Origin of the sequence: Arthrobacter sp. NQ7 (assembly GCF_029581595.2) — a bacterium.
Lineage (GTDB): Bacteria > Actinomycetota > Actinomycetes > Actinomycetales > Micrococcaceae > Arthrobacter > Arthrobacter phenanthrenivorans_B.
Genome location: NZ_JARFXU020000008.1, coordinates 147,881 through 165,068, shown reverse-complemented (window position 1 = coordinate 165,068; position 17,188 = coordinate 147,881). Strand labels below are relative to the sequence as shown.

The window sequence follows — 17,188 nt, the reverse complement described above, 5'->3', positions numbered from 1 at the left end:
CAAAGTGCCAGCTGGGCCCTATTCTGACGCAAATCTCACCCCAAGATGACGTCAGGTTGGGGTGTGCCTGGGGTGGCTCGCGGTCCATGGTTTTTCATGGTTGCGAAGTTAGAAGTTGAACTCTTCGTGATGGAGTTGTCGGCGCGGCAGCCCGGCGTGTGCAAGGGCCGTTGGGGCGGTGGGCGGGGAACGGGGGGGGGGGGGCGGAGGAGAGCGCGGGCCGCCCGCCGTCGGACCTCCGAGGGCGCCGCTAGAGGCAGACGGGCTGGAAGGCGGGGTCCGCGGGGCCCGAGGCCTGGCCCAGGGCGTTCGCCACGAATTGGTGCACCACCGGGTCATTCGGCGTCTGGTCGTGTTCGAAGACGTCCGCAGGGCACTTGTCCTGGATGGTGATGTTGGTGACCTGCCGTGCGGATCCGTTCAGAAACTGGCTGTTGTACGGGATGACCACCTCGTCATGGATGGTGGAGATGACGGTGTAGGAGGGTCCTGCGACGGTGTCGCCGATCGAATTCAGTTCCTGCATGAACGGCGAGCCGGCCTGCTGGTCGGCGCAGGCGGCACAGCCGGCGGCGGTGTAGTCGGGCGTGGGCACCAGGTCCGGCGGCGGGAGGATCACGCCTTCGGTGCCATGGTTGGACGGGGCGATGCCGACGAGCTGATGGACGTACTTGGCGCCGCCCAGGAAGCCCATGTAGTACCGGGGCATCATGCCGCCCTGGCTGTGGCCCACCAGGTCCACCTGCTTGGCGCCGGTGGCGGAACGGACGGCGTCAACGAACGGGGCGAGTTCCTTGGCGGAATCCTTGACCGGCGCCGTTGCGTAGACGCCGTTGGTCTGGCCGTAGTTGAGGGCGTAGACGCAGTACCCGGCGCTCTTGAGGTAGGGCGAGAGGGTGGACCAGTTCTTCTCCATACTCTCGAACGTGCCCGGCACCAGGACCACGGGGTAGGGATGTTCTGCCGACGGTTTGCAGGACCAGTCATTGGCCCCCGGCGGGGCGATATCTACGGCCTGGGCGGGAGCCGAGACCAGGGATGAGGCAAGGACGGCGGCTGCCGCAACGGACAGGGCCCGGGAAAGGAAGGACATGGAAACCTCTTTGTTCGTCTGTCAGCGGGGCGGCCGGCCCCGATGGTTTTGGGGGATCCATCGGGGCGGCCCGGGGTTTCCATGCTTGCAGCGCCGCCGCTTCACCGCAGCAGAACTGCACAGACGTGCGGCCAAAAACCAGGTTCAGCAGGACCGCCTTCGCCGCGGCATGTGATCCGCAACACACATATTGTTACTGGTGAGTAGCCTTTTTGGGCCTGTCCGCCGCCTGGACGCACGCCCATCCGGTTCTGCACAAACGTGCATTCCTCCGGTGCGCGACCACCGCAGGGCGTCAGAGGGAGGCGCCGCCGCAGATGACGTAGTTCTGCCCGGTGATCGACTTGCCGTGCGGGCCCAGCAGGAACGCGACCAGGGCGGCCACGTCTTCCGGGTCCACCAGCGCTCCGAGGGCCGGCAGCTTCACCGGGGTGGCGGCGCGGCCGGGGTCGTTCAGCATCGGGGTGTCGGTGGGCCCGGGTGAGAGCACGTTCACGGTGATGCCCCGGGGCGCGAGCTCCTGCGCCCATGTGCGTCCCAGCCCCATCAGGGCGGCCTTGGTGGCGGCGTAGTGGCTTTTTCCCGGCATCCCCGTGGAGGTGCGGCTGCCCAGCAGGACGATCCGGCCGCCGTCGGGCATGGTGGGCACCAGCGCGTTGGCCAGCACGGACGCCGCCGCCACGTGGACCGTGAACATGCCCGCCAGCGCCTCCGGGTCCAGGGAGCCCAGGTGCGCGGTCCGCTGGAACCCGGCGGCGTGCACCAGGGCATCGGCGGGCTCCAGCGAAGAGACCAGGGCAGCCAGGGACTCCGGCTGGGCGAGATCAGCCTGCAGCCACTCGAACTTTCCATCCAGAGCGGACGCGGTCCGGCTCAGCCCGGTGACCTTCCACCCGTCGGCCAGCAGTCGCTGAGCGATGGCCCTGCCGATCCCCGAGCTGGTACCGGTGACCACCGCGTGCTGTGTCATGCGTCCCCGCCGGGAGTGGTGCTGCCCTCGTACGCCCACTGCGGGTCCACCCGGACGTACTTGATGGCCTGCCGGAAGTACGTGTACGCGATGTTCAGCGCCCCGTCCGGGCCCTGGTGGATGGACGGGTAGGAGTATTCGCGGTTCAGCCCGTCGCGGGAGTTGTTGGACAGGCAGTACCCGTCCCCCACGTCCAGGTTCCGGCGGATGGGCCACGTCCGGCCCGAGTCCTCGGAGATGGCCAGCGTCATCGGCGAGCGCGGCGTGCCCCAGAAGGCCCGCTTCACGCCGTCATCGTGGGCAGCAGCATCGGGTTCGGTGACCTGCCCCTGTTCCTCGGCCAGGCCGTCGTCGTCAATCTCGTCGTACAGCGAGAGGCGGCGTTCGGTGGACGCCTCCGCCCGGCTGTGGTTGTAGACCAGGGCCAGGCGGCCGTCGGTCAGAGCAACAAACTGGATGGAGGAGTTGTTGTTGGGCAGTTCGGTGGGGACGGGTTCGCTCCAGGTGGAGCCGTCGTCGGTGGAGCGGGATGCGTAGATGGAGTCGGCCCAGCGGCTGCGGAACAGGGCCAGCAGCGAGCCGTCCGCCACGCGCTGGATGTTCATGTGGACGCAGCCCAGGCTGCCGGGCAGGACGTGCTGCGTCCAGGTGGCGCCGGCGTCGTCGGAGATCATCACGGCGCTGTCGTCGCTGTTGCCCACCCACTTCTCCCCCGGCGTGGTGATGCAGCGGAAGATCGGGATGATGAGCCGGCCGGAGGGCAGCACCACGGGCAGTTGGCGGACGAACACGCCGCCGGTTTCGTTGGCGGGGAAGAGGGTTTCGACGTCGCCCCAGGTGCGGCCGCTGTCCAGGGAAATACGACGGCGGACCTCGGCCGTGTCCTGGTTGCCCGCCTTCTGCGCGGTGTACAGCAGCCAGAGCGCCTTGTCCGGGGCCACGAACAGGATGGGGTTCTGCTCAGAGCGGGTGGAATCGTCGGAGAGCTGCGCGGGCTCGGACCACTGGGAACTGCCGGGCTCGAGGGTGGAGAACCAGATGGAGATGTCCGGCACGCCTTCCTGGGTGCCGCCGAACCAGACGCAGCCCAGCCGGCCGTCCGGGAGGGTGAGCAGGTTGGCGGCGTGGCTCTGCACGGTGGGGGCCGGCAGGTAGGCGAAGTCGGCGCCGTCGGCCCGCTTCACCCGGCCGTCCGGGGTGATGGTGCTGTATGCGTCGGTGGTGGTGGTCATGGTTACTGGCCTTCCTTGGTTCCGGCAGCGGAGCGGGCGGCGTCGAGGTGGGACTTGGCGATCTGTTCCAGGTGCGTCAGGTCCGAGGCGATGGTAGTGAAGGTGTAACCCTGCCGCAGCCGCTGGTTGGCCACCGTGCCGGCGGGGGTGTGGATGCCGGCGGCGATGCCAGCGGATGCGGCGGCCTCGGCAATGGTTTCCAGCGCAGCATTGAATTCGGCGTCGACGGCGGGATCCCCGGGGAACGCGCCGCCCACCGCGATGGCGAGGTCGGACGGTCCCACATAGATTCCGTCCAGGCCTGGGGTGGCGCAGATTTCCTTGACGTTGGCCAGGCCCTCGGGCGTCTCGATCATGGCGAACACCAGCGTGGCGGCGTTGGCGTCGGCAGGCTTCGGGCCGATCCGCAGGGCCGAGCGCATGGGTCCGTAGGAGCGTCCGCCCAGCGGCGGGTACTTGGCGGCGGCAACGGCCGCGGCGGCGTCCTGCGCATTGTTGATGAGCGGGACGATGACGCCCACGGCGCCGGCATCCAGTGCCTTGCCGATCGCGGTGAAGTCATTGGCTTCCACGCGGACCATGCCGGCGGCGGTGTGCCCGGCGTCGATGGCCATCAGCCCGTTGAGCACGCCCGAGTAGCCGAGCAGGCCGTGCTGCGCGTCCAGGGCCACGTAGTCGTAGCCCAGCCGGCCGATGCGTTCGGTGGCCACGGGCGCGTCCAGCACCGCCCAGTAGCCCACCGCCTGCTCACGGGCGCGGATCTTGCGGGCGAATTCGAGGGCCAGTTCGGAAGTCATCAGGGTCCTTCAGTGTCGTAAGCGGTTCGGTCGGTACAGGGTCAGCGGTTGTAGGCGGGCATCGGGCCGCGCAGCGCGGTGCCCACGGCGTCGCAGGCGTCCACGACGTCGGCCGGCAGCGGACCATTCGCGACGGCGGCGATGTTGGCGCGCAGCTGTTCCACCTTGGATCCGCCCAGCAGCATGGAGCCGACGCCGGAGCGGTAGGCGAGCCAGCGCAGGGACAGCTCCGCGAGGGTCACCCCGGCATCGGCGGCGATCCGGGACAGCTCGCCGATGGCGTCGAACAGCTGCCTGTCCCAGTACCGCTGGGTGTACATGGCGGCGAGCTTGGAGTCGCCGTAGCGGCCTTCCGTGGGCTTGGCGTCGAAGCTGTGCTTGCCGGTAAGCAGGCCGCCGCCCAGCGGGTTGTAGACCATGGTGTGCACGTTGTGGATGGCGGCGAACTCGAGGTATTCCTCCTCCAGCCGGCGGGCCACCAGGTTGTAGAGCTGCTGCGCGACGACGGGCCGCGGCGCCCCCACTTCCCGCGCGGTGTGGATGACGTCGGCGATCTGCCAGGCGGCGAAGTTGGACACGCCCAGCGCCCCGATCTTCCCTTCATCAACCAGCGAGGCCACGGTGGACAGGGTCTCCGTCAGCGGCGTGGCCCGGTCCGGCTGGTGCAGGTAGAACAGGTCGATGCTGTCCACGCCGAGCCGCCGCAGGCTGCCCTCGACGCTGGCGCGCAGGCCGGCGGCGGAGAGCGGTGCGTTGGAGCCGTGGTCCGCGTGGGGCATGCCGGCCTTGGACGCCAGGATGACGCCGTCGCGCTTTCCCTTCAACAGCCGGGAGAGCATCTCCTCGGTGACTCCCCCGACGTAGGCGTTGGCGGTGTCGATGGTGGTGATGCCGGCGGCGAGCGCCTCCTCCACCATCCGGCCAGCGGTGGCCTCGTCCGCGGTGTCGCCGAAGGTCATGGTTCCCAGGACCAGCCGGGAGATGGGGAGTTTCAGGCCGTCCACCTGGGTGCCTTGGGTCTGGGTGCTCATGCGTTGATTCCTCGTGGTTGCGTTCGTCAGTGCTTCGAAAGTGTCAGGAGTTGGCCAGTGCCAGGGAGCGGACCACGTGCCGGGGCTTGAGGCCGGTCATGGTGGTGGGGTCAAGGGCGGCGCGGCGGAGTTTGCGGGTGTAGTCCTCCTTGGGTGAGGTCAGGACGGACTCGGTGGTGCCGAGTTCCACCAGCTTGCCGCGCTGCATCACCATGACGGTATCGCTGATCTCCTGCACCACGCCAAGGTTGTGCGAAATGAACACGTAGGTGATGCCGGTTTCGTCCTGGATGGACTTCAGCAGCCGAAGCACCTGGGCCTGCACGGAGACGTCCAGGGCGCTGGTGGCCTCGTCGCAGACCAGGAGTTCCGGCTTGGACGCGAGGGCCCGGGCTATGCCGATGCGCTGGCGTTGTCCGCCGGAGAACTCGGAGGGCCGCTTCTCCAGGGAGCGGACCGGCAGGCCCACCTGGTCGATCAGTGTGGCGGCCGCCTTGTGCCGTTCGGCCTTGGAGCGGATGCCCTGCAGCTTCAGCGGCTCGGCCACGATCTCCTGGGCAGTCATGTGCGGGTCAAGGGAGCCGTAGGGGTCCTGGAACACCATCTGGAACTTGGACCGCAGCGGCCGCAGTTTGGCTTCGCTCATGGCGGCGATGTCCGTGCCGTCCAGGGTGATGCTGCCGCTCGTGGGGGTGATGAGCCGCATGAGCGCTTTGGCCACCGTGGACTTGCCGCAGCCCGATTCACCCACGACGGCGATCGTCCTGCCTTTGTCCACGGAGAAGGAGACGTCGTCCACGGCACGGAAGGTGCCGCCGGGGACGTGGTAGTCCACCACCAGGTTGTCGACGGCGAGGAACGGCTTCGTCATGGCTTTGCTCCGGTCTGGGTGAGGGCTGGGTCGGTGGTGGCAGCGTGCGTTCCGCGGGCGGGCGTTTCGTCCCACGGCCCGAGCACCGGCACGGCGGCCAGCAGGGCCCGGGTGTACTCGGTGGCGGGGTGGTCCACGATCTGCTGGACTTCGCCGGATTCCACGAAGGAGCCGTCCTTCATCACATGGATCCTGTCCGAGATGAGCCTGGCCACGCCGAGGTCGTGGGTGATCATCAGGATGCCGATGCCGCGCTGTTCCTGCAGTTCCAGCAGCAGGTCCAGGATGCCGCCCTGCACGGTGACGTCCAGGGCCGACGTCGGCTCATCCGCCACCAGCAGCTGCGGCTCGGACGCCAGCGCAATGGCGATCAGCACGCGCTGGAGCATGCCGCCGGAGAGCTGGTGCGGGTACTTCTTCAGCTGCTTCTCCGGCGTCGGAATGTGCACCTGTTCCAGCAGGCGCACGGCCCGGGCCTGCAGCGCACCCTTGTCCCTTGCGGAGGCGGCGCCGGCGATCCGGATGGCCTCGAACAGCTGGCTGCCGATCGAATGCACCGGGCTCAGGGCGGTCATGGGGTCCTGCGGGATGAGCGCCAGGGTCTTGCCGCGCACCTTGTTGATGGCCTTGGGGTCGGCGGAAATGTCGACGCCGTCAATCACCACGGTGCCGGACAGGACGGCCAGGTCTTCAGGCAGCAGGCGCAGGATGCCCATCGCCGTCGTCGATTTTCCGGAACCGGACTCGCCGATGATGGTGACCGTCTCGCCGCGGTGGATGCTGAAGCTGACGGAGTCCACTGCCCGGATGATGCCGGCGTCGGTGATCAGCTCCACCTGGAAGTCACGGACCTCCAGCAGCGGCTGCTCGGTGAAGGTTGAAGCGTTCATGTCAGGCACCCTTCTTCTTGCGGCGGGGACGGTCGCGGAGGCCGTCGCCCAGCAGGTTGACGCCCACCACCATGAGCACGATCACCAGGCCGGGCAGGGTGACCATCCACCAGGAGGTGGTGATGTAGGCCTGGCCGTCGGAGATGATGCGGCCCCAGGTGGCGAAGGGCCGCTGCGGGCCGGCGCCCAGGAAGGACAGCGCCGATTCGAGCAGCACGGCCTGGGCCAGCAGGAGCAGCACCACCAGGGTTGCCTGCTTGATGACGTTGGGGATGATGTGCTGGACCAGGATCTGGATGCGGTGCAGGCCCAGGATCCGGGCGGCGGAGACGTACGGCTTTTCACGTTCCACCAGCACCATGGAGCGGGTCAGGCGGGCCACTTCGGGCCACTGCGCGATGGCGATGACGAAAGTGATCACCGGGATGGAGGGGCCGAAGAGGGCCACCACCAGCAGCAGCATCATCAGCAGCGGCAGGGACATCTGCGCTTCGAGGAGCCGGGAGACGATGGTGTCCACCCAGCCGCCGAAGTAGCCGGCGGCGGACCCGAGGATCACGCCGATGGCGCCGGAGACCAGGACGGCCAGCAGGCCGATGGTCAGCGAGACCTGGCCGCCGTGCAGTACCCGGGAGAGCAGGTCGCGGCCCAGCTGGTCGGTGCCGAACAGGTGCCCGTCGGTCAGCGGCGGCAGGCGCCGGGCGGCGAGGTCCTGGAAGTTGGCGTCCGGCAGCGGGAGCACGTTGGCCAGGATGATCGGGATGATCACCAGCAGGGTGCAGACGGTGCCGACGATGAGCTTCCACTGGGCGGCTTTGCGCCGGCGGGTGGCGCCGGCCCGGGCCAGGTCCGCCTTGGTGACGGCGCTGGGGCTTGGCTGCCGGGCGGGGGTCCCGGGAGACGTGGCGGGGGTTGCGGTGTCGAGGCTCATGCTGTGGCCGCCTTTCCAAGACGAACGCGGGGATCAAGGAGCGGGTAGGCGAGGTCGATCAGGAGCTGGACGGCCACGGCCAGCAGGGCCGTGATGAGGACCGTCGCCTGGATCAGGGGGTAGTCGCGGGTTTCGAGTGCCCGGACGATCAGTGAGCCTACGCCGGGCCAGGCGAACACCACTTCCACCACCACCACGCCGTTGAGCATGGCGGCGAACCGGGTGCCCAGCGCGGTGAAGACCGGGATGGCGGAGTTGCCCATGGCGTAGCGCCAGGTGAGCACGGAGTTCTTCACGCCGCGCGACCGGGCCACCGTGAGGTACGGGGCGGCGAAGTTCGCGGTCATCTCGCGGCGGACCATGCGGGAAATCAGGGCGATCTGCAGGATGGCGATGGTGACCGTGGGCAGCACCAGCCCGCCCCAGGTGGCGAAGCCGGACGCCGGGAAGATCGGAATCAGCACGGCGAAGACGGTGAGGAGCATGATGCCGGTCCAGAAGTCGGGCATGGACTGCCCGGCGATGGTGAGGACGTTGACGCCGAACTCGCGGCCGGTGTCCGGGCGGCGGGCCATCCACACGCCGAGCGGGATGGCGACGACGGCGGTCAGCAGGATTGCCGACGTCGCCAGGGTCAGGGTGTAGGGCAGCCGTTCGAAGACCACCTGCATGGCCGGGGCCTGGAAGGAGTAGGACTGGCCCAGGTTGCCGGTGAACAGCTGCTGGAGGAAGATCCAGTACTGCTCCAGCACCGGCTTGTCCAGGCCGAACTGTTCGCGCACCTTGGCGAGCTGTTCGGTGGTGGCCAGGGGCCCGGCGTAGGAGACGGCCGGGTCGCCGGGCGCCAGGCGGATCAGGACAAAGACGGTGGACACCGTGAGGAACACGGTCAGCAATCCCTGTCCCAGGCGTTTGAGGACGTAGTTCGTCATGGCTTAGGCCTCCAGCCGGACATCAACGAGGGGGTAGGAGTTGGTGGGGGCCAGGTTGATGCCGGACACCCGCTCCCGGTGGGCGAGGACGGACTTGGGGACGAAGGCCCAGGCGCAGGGCCAGGTGTCCCAGACGGCCTGCTGGGCGTCGTTGAGCAGCTGCGTCCTGCGGGCCGGGTCCGCTTCGGCGGAGGCTGCCTGGATTTTGGCGGCGACTTCGGGGATCACGTAGCCCTGGTAGGTGTCGCGGGTGGCTTCCTTTTCGGGGGTGCCCGCGTACATGCCCTGCAGCATGGTGATGGCCAGGCCGGTGGGGCTTGGGTAGCCGTTTGCCAGCAGGTCCCAGTCGCCCTGCTTGCCCTGGCGCCAGGCCATGATGTTGCCGCCGGGTTCGAACTGCTGCAGCTCGGCCTTGACGCCGATCTTGCCGAACATCTCCACCAGGGCTTCCATCACTGAGGTATCGGAGGCGAACTCGCCGGTTTCCCAGATGATCTTGATGGTGAGGTCCTTGACGCCGAGCTCGGCCAGCATGGCTTTGGCCCTGTCGGGGTCGTACACGTATTCGCCGGTCTTGTGGTAGCCGGTGAGGCTGGAGGGGGTGACCCCTTCGGCCTGCGTGACGGAGTCCACCAGGACGTCCTTCACCAGCGACTTGCCGTCGATGGCCATGCTGAGGGCCTGGCGGACGCGGGGGTCGGCGATCGGGTGGCCGGCGGGCTTGCGGAAGTTGAAGAAGATCTGGTTCAGGCGCAGGCTTGAGGATTCCTGGAGCGTGACGCCTGGGAGGCCGGCGAGCTGCTGGCGGGAATCCGGGGTGATGGTGTCGATGACGTCCACCTCGCCGCTACGCAGGGCGATGACTCGGCTGGATTCCTCGGGGAGGAAGCGGACCTCCACGTTGTCGATATGCGGTGCCGGTCCCCAATAGTTCTTGTTGCGTTCCAGGCTGTAGGTGCCGGCGCCGCGGTTGAACTTGGTGACCACGTAGGGGCCGGTGCCAAGGCCTTCCTGCAGTTCCTCCGGCTTGTTCTGCGCAGCCGGGGTAATCAGGATCATGCTCATGAGCGAGTCCAGGATGGGGACGGGCTTCTTGGTGACCATTGTGAAAGTGCGCTCGTCCACGGGGACAACCTCGGGGAATTCGGGGAAGAAGCCGGCCACGAACGAGCCCTGCACCTGCTTGTACATCTTCAGGGCGGTGGCCACGTCCTCGATCTTCACGGGGCTGTTGTCCGAGTAGCGGACGCCCTCGCGGAGGCGGACCGTCCATTCGGTGGGGCCGGTCATCTCGAAGCGTTCGGCCAGGACCAGGACGGGCTTGGTTTCGGGCCCGATGGCGGTGAGGCCCTGGCGGACCGAGCGCTGCACGGTGACGGCGGCGTCGAACTGGTTGAGCTTGTTGTCCAGGCTGACCAGGGAACGGTTGAGGGCCAGGGTCAGGGTGCTGGGGCCCGGGAGGCCGGTGGGACCGGCGCAGCCGGCCAGGCTGCCGGTGCCCAGCAGAAACCCTGCGGCCGCGCCGAACTGCAGCAGGCGGCGGCGGGAAATCTCACTTCCTTGAGGAAGAACGGTCATCGTTGACCTCTCGGTAGGTTCGGGGGTGGCGGGCTGCCGGAGTGGCTGCGCCGGAATGTTGTGTCCATCACTTTGCCACTCCTGCGCAATTCGCGCAACCCCCCTAGCGTGATTCGCGCAGCCGTGTCATGATGATGGGGAACTTCCTGTTCTATACGGGCCAGAAAACCCTGTATGGAACTCCAGCCGACAATCCGACCGAGAGGAGCACCGTGGCTTCCGTATTTGTCCAGGCGGACGATTTCTCCGGCGCCGCCGAGGTTGGCTGCTGGTTTGTGGAGCATGGCCTGTCCGCGCAGCTCCTGCTGGGTGCGGGTACTTTATTGGCACCGCACGACGCCGGCACCTCCTTGGTCCCGGCCCCCACCGACGTGGTGGTCGCCGATACACATTCCCGCGGACTGTCCGCTGCCGAAGCCGGGGTGCGGGTGTTGGAGGCCTTCTCCACCCCCGGGGCCTCCGCCGCGCAGGTGCTGTTCAAGAAGATCGACTCCTTGTGGCGCGGCAACATCAGCGCCGAGACCGCCGCACTGGAAGGGCTCGGCCACCACGTTGTGGTTGTGGGGGCACTCCCCCAGCTGCAGCGCACGGTGCGCGCCGGCCGCCCCTTTGTTGCCGGCTCCCCCCTGGCAAAGACGGACCTGTGGCAGGCGGAGCTTTCGGCCCCGCCGGCGGACATCCCGTCGCTGCTCCGCCCAGAGGAGCCGTACTCGGTGCAGTCCCTGGACCTGGAAACGGTGCGGTCAAGCACAGTGCCGTCCCGCCTGGCCGGACTGCTGGACGGCCGGCCCGCGCTGGTGGTGGCCGATGGTGAAACCACAGCTGACCTGGAACACGTGGTGGACGCCCTGCTGGAGCTGGGTTTCCGTGCGGGCGGACGCCGCATCGTGCTGGTGGGAACCGGCGGCGCGGCAGCTGTCCTCGCGCAGCGGCTTGGCGCACAAACTGCGCGGAATGCGCAAACTGTGCCCACAACGGACCCCGCCGCCGCGGAACCGCAGGCGGCCGCGCTGCCGGTGCTCGCCGTCGTCGGCTCCGCTTCCGGGACCGCGCAGGCGCAGCTGGCCCGGCTCGAAGAGCACGGCTTCACGGTTATCCGGCTGCACCCGCTCTATGCGGGGGCAGCCGGCGCCTATGCAACGCAGCTTGGGGAAGCCCGGCAGGCGCTCCGGGACGGCAGGAACCTGGCCGTCACCCTGGCCGCCGGCAAGGTGGACCCGGCAAGAGCCCAAGCCATTGTCCAGGCCCTCTCGAAGTTTGCCGCCGAAGCTGCGAAGGCTGCCCCTGCCGACCTGATCCTCACGGGCGGCGAGACGGCGCGGGAAGTGCTGGACGCCGTCGGGCATTCCAGCCTGGTGCCGCTCGCGGCGGTGCAGCACGGAGCCGTGCTGAGCCGCGCTGCCGACGGGACGCTGGTGGGCACCAAGCCCGGCAGCTTCGGTGATGATCTGGCCCTCCTGCAGCTGTATGACGACATCCGGGAGCGCCGCGGCCGGCCCGCGCAGGCTCCCGCCCACATCCTTCCCCGCACGACTTCCGAACAATCTGGAGCAACAATGACTGACGAATCAAAGAACCAGCCACTCCCCTACGTGGCCGTGACCATGGGCGACGGTGCCGGCATCGGCCCGGAGGTGGTCGTCCCGGCGGTGCTGGATGCCGGCATCCTGGCCGAGTGCCGGCCCGTGGTGGTGGGCGATGCGCTGCGGCTGCGCCAGGCCGCGGAGATCGTGGGCGTCCAGGCAGACATCGCCGTGATCGAGAACGTCGAGGACGCGGTGTTCACGCCGGGCCGGGTGAACGTGATCGACCTGAACCTGCTGCCCGAGGACCTGCCGTGGGGCCAGCTCTCCCCAGTGGCGGGACATGCCGCCTACGAGTACATCCGGGTGGCCAGCGAACTGGCGATGGCCGGGAAGGTGCAGGCCATCTGCACCGCGCCGCTGAACAAGGAGGCGCTGCACGCAGCCGGGCACATCTTCCCCGGGCACACCGAGCTGCTGGCGTCGCTGACGGGCACCGAGGAAGTGTCCATGATGCTCTCCACGCCCAAGATCAAGGTGATCCACGTGACCACCCACATCGGGCTGATGGACGCGATCCGGAAGATCAACCCGGACCTGGTGGAGCGCACCATCCGCCGCGGCCATGAGGCCCTGGTGCGGGCGGGCATCCCCAACCCGAAGATCGGCGTCTGCGCCATTAACCCGCACGCCGGCGAGAACGGCCTGTTCGGCCAGGGCGAGGAAGCGGAGAAGATCGAGCCGGGCGTGAAGGCGGCGCAGGCGGACGGGATCAACGCGGTGGGCCCGCTGCCCGCTGACACGCTGTTCTTCCTGGCCGGCCGCGGCGACTACGACCTGGTGGTGGCCATGTACCACGACCAGGGGCACGGGCCGGTGAAGGTGCTGGGCATCGAGGCCGGCGTGAACATCACGGTGGGCCTGCCGGTGATCCGCACGTCCGTGGACCACGGCACCGCGTTCGACATCGCCGGGAAGAACATCGCCGATTCCCGGTCCATGGTGGAGGCGCTGCACCAGGCCGCCGAGATGGCCACCCGGCCCGCCGTCGCCGTGTAGTTCTCCGGTTTGATTGGGGGCCGGAACTAGCATGGGAACCACTGCCACCGCCATGCCCACGGGAAGGAGACCGGGAATGCTCAGCGCAAACGCGCGGCGCGAGGAGATCTACCACCTTGCCGTGACCACCGGCCTCGCCTCCGTGGAGGAACTCTCGGCCAAGTTCGAGGTGACGGCGTCCACCATCCGCCGCGACCTGGCGCTGCTGCATTCGCAGGGCCGGCTGGCCCGCACCTACGGCGGGGCGATGGCCATGGGGGCGCACCCGGAGGCGTCGCTGCGGCAGCGCACCGGGGAGGCGTACGAACAAAAGCATGCCATTGCCCGGTGGGCGGCGGCCGTGATCCAGCCCGGGGAGAACATCCTGCTCGACGCCGGCTCCACCGCGGGTGCCCTGGCGCACGAACTGCGCGGGTTCGAGAAGCTGTCCGTCACCACGCCGGGCATCAACACGTTGCAGGAGCTGGCGGATTCGGACGGCGTCGTGGTGGACTGCCTGGGCGGCCGGCTGCGCAGTGTGTCCCAGAGTTTCGTGGGGCCGCTGGCCGAGGCGGCGCTGGAGCGGATGAGTTTTGACCGGGTATTCCTGGGCGCCGACGCCGTCACCGCCGAGGACGGCATCTGCGAAGCCGACCACGCCCAGACCCGGCTCAAGGAGCTCATGGCCCGGCGCGGCCGTTCCGTGTATGTCCTGGCCGACTCGTCCAAGTTGGGGCTGCGGCCGTTCCACGCGTGGGCCCGGCTGGCGCTGCCCTGGACCTTGGTGACGGACGACGGCGCCGACCCCGCCCAGGTGCAGAAGTTCCGCGACGCGGGGGTACAGGTCGAGGTGGCGCAGGTGACTGCGTAGGAGCCGGTGCTGCGGACGCCATGACAGCCTCAGCTTGTCCAACAAACACGTGCAACCTGTTCTAGGCTGGGATTCCACCAAGAAACCACCAAGTGAGCGAGGCAAACGTGCACCAGGATGCCGCCCGGTTCCTGTCCCAGCCAGTGACGGCGCAGCCCGGCTCACCGCTGCGGGTGGCGGTCTACTCCCGGATCGCGGAGGCCGTCCGCAACGGCCTGCTCACCCCCGGGTCCATGATCCCCACCGAGACAGAACTCGGCGCCGACATGAAGGTCAGCCGCACCGTGGTCCGCGAAGCCCTCATGCTCCTTGAGGAAGACGGGCTCATCCGGGCCCGGCGCGGCGTGGGCCGGTTCGTTTCGGATACCCTCCCGCGCATCGGCATCGAGCGGATCCGCCCGTTCGAGGAGGTCCTCGGCGGACCCGGCCAGACGCTGGAGGTCAAGCGCACCCAGGTGGTGCGGCAGGCCGCTTCCGAGTTCGTGGCGCCAGGCATCGGCGTCGCCCCCGGCACCGACTGCTGGCTCTGGGAATCCGTCCTGATCCGCGACGGTGAGGCCATCGCCCACCTGCAGGAAAACGTCACCGCCCAGCCGGTCAGCCCCGGCCGGAGTGCCGCGGCGCCCCTTGAGATCAAGGACGACGGCGGCGCCACCCTGCTGGCCACGCTCAACAACCAGCTCGGCCGGCTGGCCGGGCCCGGCGAGTGCCAGATCAGCCTCAGCCAGGTGGGCCCCAGCCGCGCCAAGCTGCTGGACCTGCGCCCATCGGACCCGGTCCTGGTGCTGACGCAGTTCGTCCGGCACGCCAACCGGCCGTTCTACCTGGCCAAGTGCCTGGTGTCGGCCCGCGCAGGCCACCTTTCGGTGATGCAGCAGTTCCAGTCCTAGGACGTCCACGGCCACACCCCACGGCCCAGCCTCAACCCGCCGCAGCCGGGCAACCCTTCGTGGCACCACCGCAGCCCCGTTTACGTTCGTATTGCGAACATTTGTACGTTCAATGAACTTAATTGTAGCCTCGTGTCATAACCCGTGCGGTAGATCACTCCGTTGCGAGACGTAGCTCGCAGGCGGCGTGCTCTCACTCTGCTGATCAATGAGGATTACATGACAACTCTTCCCTCCACCCGTGCGTCGCGATGGCCTGTCTGGCTGTGCTGGCTCGCCATGGTCCTGGACGGCTTCGACCTGGTGGTGCTTGGCACCGTCATCCCCACGCTTATCAAGACCGGCGAGCTCGGCTTCGACGCCGTCGGCGCCACGCTCGCGGCCACCATTTCCCTGGTGGGCGTGGGCCTCGGCGCCCTCTTCATCGCACCGTTGTCGGACCGCTTCGGACACCGCAGGCTGCTGGTCGTCTGCGTGCTCTGGTTCTCGGTCTTCACCATCTCCGTAATTTGGGCTCCGAACGTGGCGGTGTTCAGCGCCTTCCGCCTGCTGGCCGGACTGGGGCTCGGGGCGTGCCTCCCGGTGGCACTGGCCTACATGAACGACTACGCACCCGCCGGTTCGGCAGGTAAATCAACCACGCGGACCATGACCGGCTACCACGCAGGGGCTGTGGCAACGGCCTTCCTGGCGCTCATGGTGATCCCCGACTGGCGCACCATGTTCGTGGTGGGCGGCCTCGCGGGCTTCGCGCTCGTGCCCTTCCTGTGGTTCAAGCTTCCGGAGACGGCCGCCACGGCGCAGACCGGCCAGAAGCTGGAGCAGACCCGGTTCCGCGACCTGGCCAGGAAGCCGTACCCGCTGGTGGCCGCGGCGATTGCCGCCGCCTCCTTCATGGGCCTCCTGCTGGTCTACGGCCTGAACACCTGGCTGCCGCAGCTCATGGCATCCGCCGGTTATCCCGTAAGCGCGGGCATTTCCCTGCTCCTGGTGCTGAACCTGGGCGCCGTGGCAGGCCTCATCATCGCCGGCATCCTGGCGGACCGGCACGGGACCAAACCCATCGTGCTGCTGTGGTTCGGCCTGTCCGCCGCCTGCCTGGCACTGCTGAGCATCAAGGTGGGCAACGAGATCCTGCTCAACGCCCTCGTTTTCGTCACCGGCGTGTTTGTCTTCAGCTCCCAGGTGCTTGTCTACGCCTGGGTGAGCCAGCTGTTCCCGGCCCGGCTGCGCGCCACCGCCCTTGGTTTCGCTGCCGGTGTGGGCCGCGTCGGCGCAATCGCCGGGCCCGCGGTGACGGGCGGCCTGGTTGCCGCAGGCATCGCCTACCCCTGGGGCTTCTACGTGTTCGCTGCAGCGGGCGCCCTGGCTGTCGTGGCACTCGTGGCGGTGCCGCACGCCATCGCCGCGAAGACAGCGGCTGTAGAGCACGCCGGCTGAACCGGCCTTGCCCGGCACGCATGGCGTGCCGGGCAAGGACCGGCAGCGCGCTGGGGCGTGCCGGTGCTCAGGCCGCCGAACCCGCCGGGGTGAGCGCCGCCGTCGTGGTTTCCATGCCCGCAAAGTGGTCCAGCAGCGTCCCCACCAGGTGCGGGGCAAACTCCTCCTCGAGCGAGAGCACCACCCGGCACCGTGCGCCCTTCACGGGCGGGAACCCCGCGTACAGGCCGCGCATGTCGCACACCGTCTGCCCGCGGCCGGGCCCGTCGGAGGTGTCGACGGCGGCCCGCACCACCGGCGCCAGGGCCGGCTTCACGGCCCCGACGGCGAGCGCCGCCGCCAGCGGGTCGTGCATGGCGGAGCAGGGCCGGCCGTAAATGCCCTCATAGAACCGGAAGTAGTAGCCCAGCATCTCCCCGAGTGCCTGTGCCACGGGCGAGGAGGACGCGAGCAGCTCCTGCCGGTGCGTTTCCTCCAGCACGGACGCCATGGTCACGTCCAGCGGCACCAGGGTCACGTCCCAGTCGGCGGCCAGCACCAGGGCGGCGGCCTCGGGGTCGTTGTGGATGTTGGCCTCGGCCAGCGGAGTGATGTTTCCCGGGGCCAGCGCGGCCCCACCCATGACCGTCACGGACTGCACCAGCGACGTCAGCGCGGGCTCCAGCCGCAGCGCCTCGGCGATGTTGGTCAGCGGGCCGATCGCCACCACGCGCAGCTCCCCCGGGTACAGCCGGGCCAGCCGCACCAGCATTTCCGCGGCGGACTCCCCGGCCAGGGACGCCTCGGCAGGCGCCAGTGAGACCTCGCCAATCCCGTTGTCGCCGTGCACCCACGGGGCGCCGCCGCCAAAGGATCCGGCCAGGGGATGGTGCGCGCCCAGGGCCACGGGGATGTGCGCGGAGCCGGCGAGCTCAAGCAGGTCCAGGGTGTTCCGGGCGCCGACGGCGGCACTGACGTTGCCGCTGACCGTCCCGATCCCCACCACATCGGCAAGAGGCGAGGCGAGCAGGTAGGCCAGGGCGAGGGCGTCGTCGATTCCTGTATCGCAGTCCAGGTAGATCGGGAAGGGCGTGGTCATAGCGGTACTTCTTTCAGGTAGTG

15 protein-coding genes are annotated in these 17,188 nt (G+C 68.6%); 4 read left to right on the top strand and 11 right to left on the bottom strand.

Annotation, left to right across the window (positions count from 1 at the left end):
- Positions 1-250: 250 nt before the first annotated feature.
- The 10 genes from PUN71_RS11190 to PUN71_RS11145 all read right to left on the bottom strand — a co-directional run bounded on the left by PUN71_RS11190 (position 251) and on the right by PUN71_RS11145 (position 10,325).
- On the bottom strand, positions 251-1,093 hold the full coding sequence (locus PUN71_RS11190; RefSeq protein WP_277798464.1) for an esterase/lipase family protein: 843 nt from the start codon (positions 1,091-1,093) through the stop codon (positions 251-253).
- A gap of 295 nt (positions 1,094-1,388) precedes the next feature.
- On the bottom strand, positions 1,389-2,063 hold the full coding sequence (locus tag PUN71_RS11185) for an SDR family NAD(P)-dependent oxidoreductase (RefSeq protein WP_277798463.1): 675 nt from the start codon (positions 2,061-2,063) through the stop codon (positions 1,389-1,391).
- Entirely contained in the window at positions 2,060-3,295 is a 1,236-nt protein-coding gene (locus PUN71_RS11180) for a sialidase family protein (RefSeq protein ID WP_277798462.1), read from the bottom strand. Before PUN71_RS11180 ends, PUN71_RS11185 begins: the two co-directional genes overlap by 4 nt.
- Before the next feature lie 2 nt (positions 3,296-3,297).
- Positions 3,298-4,092: an HpcH/HpaI aldolase family protein gene (locus tag PUN71_RS11175; protein WP_277798461.1), complete on the bottom strand. Its 795-nt coding sequence runs from the start codon at positions 4,090-4,092 to the stop codon at positions 3,298-3,300.
- A 41-nt stretch (positions 4,093-4,133) separates the two neighbouring features.
- Positions 4,134-5,123: an aldo/keto reductase gene (locus PUN71_RS11170; protein ID WP_277798460.1), complete on the bottom strand. Its 990-nt coding sequence runs from the start codon at positions 5,121-5,123 to the stop codon at positions 4,134-4,136.
- A 43-nt stretch (positions 5,124-5,166) separates the two neighbouring features.
- A complete protein-coding gene (locus tag PUN71_RS11165) occupies positions 5,167-5,994 on the bottom strand; it encodes an ATP-binding cassette domain-containing protein (RefSeq protein WP_277798459.1) in 828 nt (275 codons plus the stop codon).
- Complete coding sequence (locus PUN71_RS11160; protein ID WP_277798458.1) at positions 5,991-6,884, bottom strand: ABC transporter ATP-binding protein; 894 nt, start codon at positions 6,882-6,884, stop codon at positions 5,991-5,993. Before PUN71_RS11160 ends, PUN71_RS11165 begins: the two co-directional genes overlap by 4 nt.
- A 1-nt stretch (position 6,885) precedes the next feature.
- Positions 6,886-7,815 (bottom strand): ABC transporter permease, encoded by a 930-nt coding sequence (locus PUN71_RS11155; protein ID WP_277798457.1) that lies wholly within the window; start codon positions 7,813-7,815, stop codon positions 6,886-6,888.
- On the bottom strand, positions 7,812-8,747 hold the full coding sequence (locus PUN71_RS11150) for an ABC transporter permease (protein ID WP_043454155.1): 936 nt from the start codon (positions 8,745-8,747) through the stop codon (positions 7,812-7,814). Before PUN71_RS11150 ends, PUN71_RS11155 begins: the two co-directional genes overlap by 4 nt.
- A 3-nt stretch (positions 8,748-8,750) precedes the next feature.
- Positions 8,751-10,325 (bottom strand): ABC transporter substrate-binding protein, encoded by a 1,575-nt coding sequence (locus PUN71_RS11145; RefSeq protein WP_277798456.1) that lies wholly within the window; start codon positions 10,323-10,325, stop codon positions 8,751-8,753.
- Positions 10,326-10,537: 212 nt separating this feature from the next.
- Here PUN71_RS11145 and pdxA point away from each other — a divergent pair, with 212 nt between their 5' ends.
- The 4 genes from pdxA (at position 10,538) to PUN71_RS11125 (ending at position 16,087) form a co-directional block, all read left to right on the top strand.
- The gene (pdxA, locus tag PUN71_RS11140) at positions 10,538-12,907 is read left to right on the top strand and encodes a 4-hydroxythreonine-4-phosphate dehydrogenase PdxA (protein WP_277798455.1); all 2,370 of its coding nucleotides are present in this window, start codon (positions 10,538-10,540) and stop codon (positions 12,905-12,907) included.
- A gap of 76 nt (positions 12,908-12,983) precedes the next feature.
- Complete coding sequence (locus tag PUN71_RS11135) at positions 12,984-13,757, top strand: DeoR/GlpR family DNA-binding transcription regulator (protein ID WP_043454159.1); 774 nt, start codon at positions 12,984-12,986, stop codon at positions 13,755-13,757.
- Between the two features lie 107 nt (positions 13,758-13,864).
- Complete coding sequence (locus PUN71_RS11130) at positions 13,865-14,647, top strand: GntR family transcriptional regulator (protein WP_277798469.1); 783 nt, start codon at positions 13,865-13,867, stop codon at positions 14,645-14,647.
- A 219-nt stretch (positions 14,648-14,866) separates the two neighbouring features.
- Positions 14,867-16,087: an MFS transporter gene (locus PUN71_RS11125; protein ID WP_277798454.1), complete on the top strand. Its 1,221-nt coding sequence runs from the start codon at positions 14,867-14,869 to the stop codon at positions 16,085-16,087.
- A 67-nt stretch (positions 16,088-16,154) separates the two neighbouring features.
- On the opposite strand, the gene PUN71_RS11120 is transcribed toward PUN71_RS11125, so the two are convergent.
- Positions 16,155-17,165 carry a nucleoside hydrolase gene (locus PUN71_RS11120; protein WP_277798453.1) on the bottom strand — a complete coding sequence of 337 codons (1,011 nt, stop codon included), beginning with the start codon at positions 17,163-17,165 and terminating at the stop codon, positions 16,155-16,157.
- Positions 17,166-17,188: the final 23 nt, after the last annotated feature.

Bases quoted from the DNA above. Each gene is read 5' to 3' on its own strand.
- PUN71_RS11190 (WP_277798464.1), bottom strand. From the start codon at position 1,093: ATGTCCTTCCTTTCCCGGGCCCTGTCCGTTGCGGCAGCCGCCGTCCTT.
- PUN71_RS11185 (WP_277798463.1), bottom strand. From the start codon at position 2,063: ATGACACAGCACGCGGTGGTCACCGGTACCAGCTCGGGGATCGGCAGG.
- PUN71_RS11180 (WP_277798462.1), bottom strand. From the start codon at position 3,295: ATGACCACCACCACCGACGCATACAGCACCATCACCCCGGACGGCCGG.
- PUN71_RS11175 (WP_277798461.1), bottom strand. From the start codon at position 4,092: ATGACTTCCGAACTGGCCCTCGAATTCGCCCGCAAGATCCGCGCCCGT.
- PUN71_RS11170 (WP_277798460.1), bottom strand. From the start codon at position 5,123: ATGAGCACCCAGACCCAAGGCACCCAGGTGGACGGCCTGAAACTCCCC.
- PUN71_RS11165 (WP_277798459.1), bottom strand. From the start codon at position 5,994: ATGACGAAGCCGTTCCTCGCCGTCGACAACCTGGTGGTGGACTACCAC.
- PUN71_RS11160 (WP_277798458.1), bottom strand. From the start codon at position 6,884: ATGAACGCTTCAACCTTCACCGAGCAGCCGCTGCTGGAGGTCCGTGAC.
- PUN71_RS11155 (WP_277798457.1), bottom strand. From the start codon at position 7,815: ATGAGCCTCGACACCGCAACCCCCGCCACGTCTCCCGGGACCCCCGCC.
- PUN71_RS11150 (WP_043454155.1), bottom strand. From the start codon at position 8,747: ATGACGAACTACGTCCTCAAACGCCTGGGACAGGGATTGCTGACCGTG.
- PUN71_RS11145 (WP_277798456.1), bottom strand. From the start codon at position 10,325: ATGACCGTTCTTCCTCAAGGAAGTGAGATTTCCCGCCGCCGCCTGCTG.
- PUN71_RS11135 (WP_043454159.1), top strand. From the start codon at position 12,984: ATGCTCAGCGCAAACGCGCGGCGCGAGGAGATCTACCACCTTGCCGTG.
- PUN71_RS11125 (WP_277798454.1), top strand. From the start codon at position 14,867: ATGACAACTCTTCCCTCCACCCGTGCGTCGCGATGGCCTGTCTGGCTG.
- PUN71_RS11120 (WP_277798453.1), bottom strand. From the start codon at position 17,165: ATGACCACGCCCTTCCCGATCTACCTGGACTGCGATACAGGAATCGAC.